This window comes from Nocardioides sp. AN3 (genome assembly GCF_054653495.1).
Genome location: NZ_BAAIGC010000044.1, coordinates 25,609 through 31,608 on the forward strand (window position 1 = coordinate 25,609; position 6,000 = coordinate 31,608).

The window sequence follows — 6,000 nt, forward strand, 5'->3', positions numbered from 1 at the left end:
AGCTCGTCGCTCAGCTCACCGGGATGGCCGAGCTGTTCCTCGACCAGTTGCCACGCGCGATCGAGGAGATCCGCACGGCAGGCGACCTCGACGCGGCCGAGGCGCAGATCGAGTCGGTCACCACCGAAGCCGAGGAACGCATCGCCGCAGCGGTGGCTCGCGCGTCGCGGGCCGAGCAGGCCCAGCGCCGAGCCGAGGCCGAGCGCGAGGAAGCGGACGCGGCCGCGGTCGAGTCCACCGAGGCGGTGGCCCGCCTGGAGGAACAACTCGCCGACGCCGGCGCGCAGGCCGACGCCTACCAGAACGAGGCCGCCGCGCTGCAGGACGAACTCACCACGAGCCGGGAGGCCGCAGCAGCCGCAGCAGCCGAGGCAGAGGCAACCATCGCCACGCTGCGCGCGGAGTTCACCTCGATGCAGACCCGCCTCGAGGAACGAGTCGCCGTCATCGAAGCCGAGCGCGACGGCCTGGCTCAGGAACTCGACGCAGCACAAGCGGTACGGGCCGAGGCGGACGAGCGTGCACGGGGAGCCGTGGAGCGCGCCACCGCCGAGACGACCCGCGCCGACCGGGCAGAGACCGCCGCGGCCACCGCACGCGAACAAGTCGACACCGCGCGGAGCCAGCTCGACGCTCTTCGCGAGCAGCTCGGTGAACTGCGCGCCACCGAGGCCACGGCGCGAGCCGAACGAGACGCCGCCCGTGCCGAGGTCGAACGCGAACGCGGTCACGGGGAGCAGCGCCTCGTCGACCTCCGCGCCAGTTTCCAGGAGCAGATCAACGAACTCCGCTCTGAACGCAGTGGCCTCCAGGATCAGGTCGACCAGCTACGGGCAGCGGCTTCCAAGCCCCGGACCCAACGCAAGACGCAGAGCGAATGAGTCGCCGCAGCGCCATGCAATGGCCAGAACTTTTCGTCGGCCTCACGCCTGGCCAGCGGCACGCGGTCGTCCGTCACCTCGCGCAGACGTGCCCCGCCGGTCACGAACCCACTCGCGACGACGTCGACGCCACCGTGCAGTACATCGTCGGTGAGATCACGCCCAGCGAGTACGCGCGCCACTGCTCGTCAGCCCGACTGATACCAGCCGAGGCCGGGAGAGTCCGCCAGACAGATCGCTGACCGGAGGGGAAGCCAGCAGTTCGCAAGGGCGCCCACCCCTGCGTTCTGGTTACCCCCAAACCCGTTCGATCCTCCGAGAGAGATGGGGCCACCGATGCAAGAGCCAGACCCGTACCAGTGGTGCCCCGTGCCCCCGCACCTACTCCCGCTCTTCGCTGAGGGCTGGAGCCACGAAGGCCACCACTTCGCCCGACGCCGCCAAGGATGGCGGCGCGAGCAGCGGCTCGTGATGATTCTGCGTCACGACACCTCCCGCCTTCTCGTGCACGTCGAGCTCGACAAGCAGGGACGAGAGCGAGACCACGCAACCCTGACCTTCCCAGATGGCCAGACTCTCTATGTCATGAACGCCGATGCGGAACTGGCCGACGTCATCGACAACCCGCCGCGTGACCCAGACGAGGTGCGCGCACGGTTCCACAGCATCAAGACCGGCCCTTAGCCGGCCGGCCAACTAGCCTGCTTCGCTGCCGTTCTGGGCGGCGACAAACGCCGCCACTAGGTCGTGGTTGAGGCGACCACGGACGCCGACGTCCCAGCCGTTCTCGCGGCCCCATGCCCGTACGTCGGAGGGTGCGGTGCCGGCGGGCAGGTCAACCGGAGCCGCTGACGCCGGTGCGGGAGCCGGCTTCGGCTTCGCGGCCTTCTTGGCCGGGGTCGGTTTCACGGGCCGAGGGAGTGCGGGTTGCAGGTGTTCGAGCAGCACCCGGTATTCGGTGGGGTGGACGACGCGGGTGCCGAGCTCGCGGGCGCGCGTTGCCTTCCCGCCGTCCATGGTGCCGTCGGAGACCAGGAGCGTGACCTTCGGAGACACGGTGCCCAGGACCCGTACGCCGCGGGCTTCCGACTGGGACTCAAGTTGGGGACGGCTGTGTGCCTCGCAACCGGTGAAGACGACCTTGTCGCCAACGCGAAGCGGCTCGCCGTGCGCCCAATCACCCGGCAATGCCGCGAGACCGTCAGACAGCCTGGTATCGCGAGCCAGCTCGGCCTGGTCCAGGAGCGCTGGCACGACCTTGGCGTCGACCTGAAGCAGTTCGGCCACGTGCAGGAGTTCGGCACGCTCGGCACGGGAGACCTTGCCGTCCTCGAGGGCCTCGTGAGCCAGCGCGAGCACAAAGGCTCGGTTGGCGGCCGCGATGTCAGCAGTCGAGAGGTTCATGACGGCGGCTAACCCGGCCAGGTCGGCGGCCTCGTCGTCGGAGAGCTCGCCGTCCTCGAGCGCCTCGGCGATCTTCTCCAGGTAGGGCATCGAGACATCGGGGGCGCCTTCGCCGGCCGCGTCCGCGAGCGAGAACCGGTCGACCATACGGACCAGGGAGTCAGCGGTCGGCCGCGCGGGTGCGGAGGTTGCCACGCGGACGACGCCCGCGAGCGGATCTGGGCGGTTGGTCGTGGGCTGCGCCTCCGGGGAGGCGGGCCAGGTGACCGCGAGCGCGCGGGTGGGTAGCGCCAGATGTTCGGGCAGGGGAGCGAGGCCGATGTGCGGGTTCATGAATGCTGCCAGCAAGCCCGCGGTAGCGCGGGCGTCGCCGAGTGCGGAGTGAGCGCCGGTCAGGGGAGTGCCGACAGCCCAGCAGCAGTCGGCCAGGCGCCGCCGGTCGAGCAGCGGGAGGTGGCGCTGGCTCGCTTCGAGGGTGCAGATCGTCGGCACGGCCGGGAGGCGCCAGCCTGCGCGGGCGAACTCCTCAGCCAGAAAGGCCAGGTCGAAGGTCGCGTTGTGCGCGGCGAGTGCCGCACCGGCCAGACGCTGGTTGAGGACCGCGATCAGGTCGCGGAAGACGGGCGCGTTGGCGACGTCTGACTCGCGGATGCCGTGGATGTGGGTTGCGCCCACCGGACCCTCGGGATTGACCCGGGTGGACCATTCGTCGAGGACGCGACCCCAGGGGTCCGTGGTGATCACGGCAATCTCGAGGATGCGGTGCTGCGCGGGGGACAGGCCCGTTGTCTCGACGTCGATCACCGCGAAACGCGGCTGCCCGATGGTCGGCGGAACTACTGGAGCCGACACGGTCGGTGCCGGTTTGCGGAAGCGGTCGAGAAAGCCCATGCCGCTCACGATGCCACCGGCGGCCGACAGAAATACCCGAACCGCGGCCACGAGCCAATAGCAGGGACTGACAGTTGGCTCTACTGGCCAACGGTGAAGCACTCGTAGAACGGGACGCCGTTGTCCGGCCCGTAGCCCGCGTCGTAGATCGCGAAGGCCAACACATCGAAGGACCGGGTGCGCCGTGCGATCTCCTCGCGGTAGAGGCCTGCCACTCGGTCGGCCGGGTTGCCGAAAGCACCGCAGCCGAAGGCTCCGAGCACCGCGTGTCGGATCCCCTTGGTTGCCAGGGTGTCGAGCTGGGCTGCGATCCGGCGACGCATCTCGCCTTCGTTGAACCGCTGCCACGGAAAGCGGCGGACTGCGGCCGCACGGAGTTCGTAGAACAGGAAGATGTCGTCCTGGTCGAGCCAGCGGTAGCCGAGGTCTTGGTGGCCGCGATCTTCGGGGCCTCGGACGCAGACCCTGGGCTGGTCGACGTCGAGGTACACCTCACCGTCACGGGCGGTGACGAGGCGCTGCATCTTGAGCCGGTAGCGGTTTCGTCTCGCGTCGTAGTCGTCGGCCGTGACGTGGAAGTGGCAGTCGGTACGTCGAAAGAGATTCTCCTCCTGGGCGACGGCGCCCTCGAGGTAGGCGCCACCCGGCACGCGAGGGTGCGCCATGTTCAGCACGGCGAAGACGCGGCCGTACCGGCGAGTGAGAGCGAGGGCGACGTCGCCCCAGTCACCGGCATGCACTTCAAGGACGAGCTCCTCGCGCGGGGGAGCGGCAGCCTGATGCCAGGCGGCCAAGTTGCGGGCGGCGATCTGGTGAGAGCGGTCGCCCGAGCCCTCGAAGTAGGCGATGGTCTCGTTCATGACGCGGCGACGTACGGCCTTGTCGCGGCCCGGGAACACGAGCCTGGCCGCCGCCCTCCTGACGCCGGCCAACGGTGGACGGCCGGGCTGCTGCAGTTTCGTCATCGTTGACTCAGTTGGTCGGTTGGTTCGAACCCGTCTGTGAGCAGTGTCGTCACTCCACGCCGCCGGTCAACTGCAGCACTTGGAGTCCGTGGGAGTGGAGGTCGTTGGGGCGCGGGTGGACGTGGTCATGGTGCGGCAGGTCGACGTGCCGGATGACCCGGAACCGCGAGCCCGCTGGCAACAGGACCTCGGATTCGTTCGGCGCGTTGAAGTAGGGCGGGTCGAACGCCTTGCCTTGACGGGCCCAGATCTCGAGGTAGAGCGCCTGTTCGGCTCCTCCGGCCTGCAAGTGTGCGCGCCGGGGGAGCTGGCTTTCTGCTCCGATGCTGGCCATCGGTACGGCCTCGAAGCGGCATGAGACGGGGTAGGGCAGTTGAAATGTTGCCCCTGGTTCTGCGGTGCGCAGGTCGATCCCGTCGAGGTCGAGTTGGACCTTGTGCTGGCGCCAGACGAGGCCGGGTGTTGGGAGTGCGACCGTCACCAGCGCCTGCAGCGCCTCTTGGTCTGCCGGCGGCCAGGTGTGCCAGGTCCCGTGGTCGTGGAACCAGTGCCGGAAGGTGTCCTGCTGCTCGTCGCTCAGCGTCGACGTCGTAAACGGCGTCCATGTCCGAGTCTCGCCACCACCCGGGAAGGCCGCGTCGTCGACAGCCAGCGGGGGCTGGAGCCGATCACGCTCGGCGGCGAGCAACCTGCCGTACCACCGTTGGCCCCGAGGGAGGACGTACGGGCTTCCGAGTTCGTGCGGGTCGGGCAGCTCGTCGAGGATCGGCAGCATCCAGTCCGGTGCCTGTGGCCGCTGCCTGCGCCATTCCTGGCAGGCCGCGCGGACGTAGCCGACTACGGCCCGGTCGATGAGAGCGCGTGCCTCATCGCGACGTACGTCGAGTGCACTCCGGCGACCGGTGTAGGGCTCGAGGCGGCGAGCGAGGCGATCTGTGAACCGAGGGACCTCCTCGAGAACCGCCATGCCCCTGTCGAGATTCTCGAGCCAACTCTCGCCGTCGTGCGGCAGACCACCCGCCGGCGTCGGGCTGAGGCCGCTGGGCCCGGTCATACGTCGAAGACCCCCAGATTCATGTCGCCGACGTCGACGATTGCGTAGCGCGCCTTCAACTCGGGCACGACGATTCGCTCGCGCACCTCCTCGAACTCCCACCGCCCACTGTCGCTCTGCCGGTTCGCGACGAAACTCAACGCATCAGGACGCAGACCGAGGTCGGCGGCGGTGAGCTCGACGTGGGTGCCCTCGCAGAGTCCATCCGTGTCGGGGCGGCACTCGAGGACCCGCCAGCGCCCATGCGTGTCGCCATCGGGCTGAGTCGCGGTCGCGACGCCGTCCCAGCGCGACTCGGTGAACAGAGCCACGATCAGGCTGTTGTCCGAGCGCACCCACTCCCGCCCCGGGCTGTCAGCGGACCCGTGGGCGCGCTCCGGCCGCACGCGGTGGCGCTCCATGATCTGATCGCTACGCGGCCACTGTCCGTGGGGCATGCCCCACGGAAGATGCTCCTCGAAGACCTCGATCGCGAGCAGCCGGGCACGCTCTCGCCGCTCGGGGTCGTCGAGCGGTCGGAGCGGCTTCTTCCAGTTCGTCCGACCCACAGCGGTATGCGACACGCCCAGGATCTCGCCGATGGCGGTGTTGGAGTGCTTGTCGCGGCTCAGGTACCCGACGATCCGGTGGCGAACCAGTCGCCGCACGTACTCGTACATCTCGGCTTCGGCCGCGACCTGCTGGTCGATCGCGCCGAGATAGGAGAGCGGTGAATCGCTCTCAGCGGCTTCAACAGAAGGAGGCATGCCACGATGGTACACAATCGGAACGGGCTAGACCGGGCTGAAACCCCCGTTTCAAACCG

Annotated in this window: 6 protein-coding genes; 2 read left to right on the forward strand and 4 right to left on the reverse strand. The window is 69.0% G+C overall.

The window, feature by feature from the left end:
* The first annotated feature begins 23 nt into the window (after positions 1–23).
* The gene (locus ACYQ1K_RS26105; RefSeq protein ID WP_459986495.1) at positions 24–881 is read left to right on the forward strand and encodes a coiled-coil domain-containing protein; all 858 of its coding nucleotides are present in this window, start codon (positions 24–26) and stop codon (positions 879–881) included.
* 336 nt (positions 882–1,217) lie between these two features.
* Entirely contained in the window at positions 1,218–1,565 is a 348-nt protein-coding gene (locus tag ACYQ1K_RS26110) for a hypothetical protein (protein ID WP_459986496.1), read from the forward strand.
* A gap of 12 nt (positions 1,566–1,577) precedes the next feature.
* Here ACYQ1K_RS26110 and ACYQ1K_RS26115 read toward each other — a convergent pair whose 3' ends face one another.
* From ACYQ1K_RS26115 to ACYQ1K_RS26130, 4 genes are all read right to left on the reverse strand, one after another.
* Positions 1,578–3,176, reverse strand: coding sequence for an exonuclease domain-containing protein (locus tag ACYQ1K_RS26115; RefSeq protein ID WP_459986497.1), 1,599 nt, complete (start codon positions 3,174–3,176; stop codon positions 1,578–1,580).
* 80 nt (positions 3,177–3,256) lie between these two features.
* Entirely contained in the window at positions 3,257–4,141 is an 885-nt protein-coding gene (locus tag ACYQ1K_RS26120) for a poly(ADP-ribose) glycohydrolase domain-containing protein (RefSeq protein WP_459986499.1), read from the reverse strand.
* A 49-nt stretch (positions 4,142–4,190) separates the two neighbouring features.
* The gene (locus ACYQ1K_RS26125) at positions 4,191–5,195 is read right to left on the reverse strand and encodes a hypothetical protein (RefSeq protein ID WP_459986500.1); all 1,005 of its coding nucleotides are present in this window, start codon (positions 5,193–5,195) and stop codon (positions 4,191–4,193) included.
* Positions 5,192–5,941: a hypothetical protein gene (locus ACYQ1K_RS26130; RefSeq protein ID WP_459986502.1), complete on the reverse strand. Its 750-nt coding sequence runs from the start codon at positions 5,939–5,941 to the stop codon at positions 5,192–5,194. The genes ACYQ1K_RS26125 and ACYQ1K_RS26130 overlap by 4 nt, the downstream gene beginning before the upstream one ends.
* Positions 5,942–6,000: the final 59 nt, after the last annotated feature.

Coding starts and splice junctions, on each gene's coding strand:
- ACYQ1K_RS26105 (WP_459986495.1), top strand. CDS start 24: ATGGCCGAGCTGTTCCTCGACCAGTTGCCACGCGCGATCGAGGAGATC.
- ACYQ1K_RS26110 (WP_459986496.1), top strand. CDS start 1,218: ATGCAAGAGCCAGACCCGTACCAGTGGTGCCCCGTGCCCCCGCACCTA.
- ACYQ1K_RS26115 (WP_459986497.1), bottom strand. CDS start 3,176: ATGGGCTTTCTCGACCGCTTCCGCAAACCGGCACCGACCGTGTCGGCT.
- ACYQ1K_RS26120 (WP_459986499.1), bottom strand. CDS start 4,141: ATGACGAAACTGCAGCAGCCCGGCCGTCCACCGTTGGCCGGCGTCAGG.
- ACYQ1K_RS26125 (WP_459986500.1), bottom strand. CDS start 5,195: ATGACCGGGCCCAGCGGCCTCAGCCCGACGCCGGCGGGTGGTCTGCCG.
- ACYQ1K_RS26130 (WP_459986502.1), bottom strand. CDS start 5,941: ATGCCTCCTTCTGTTGAAGCCGCTGAGAGCGATTCACCGCTCTCCTAT.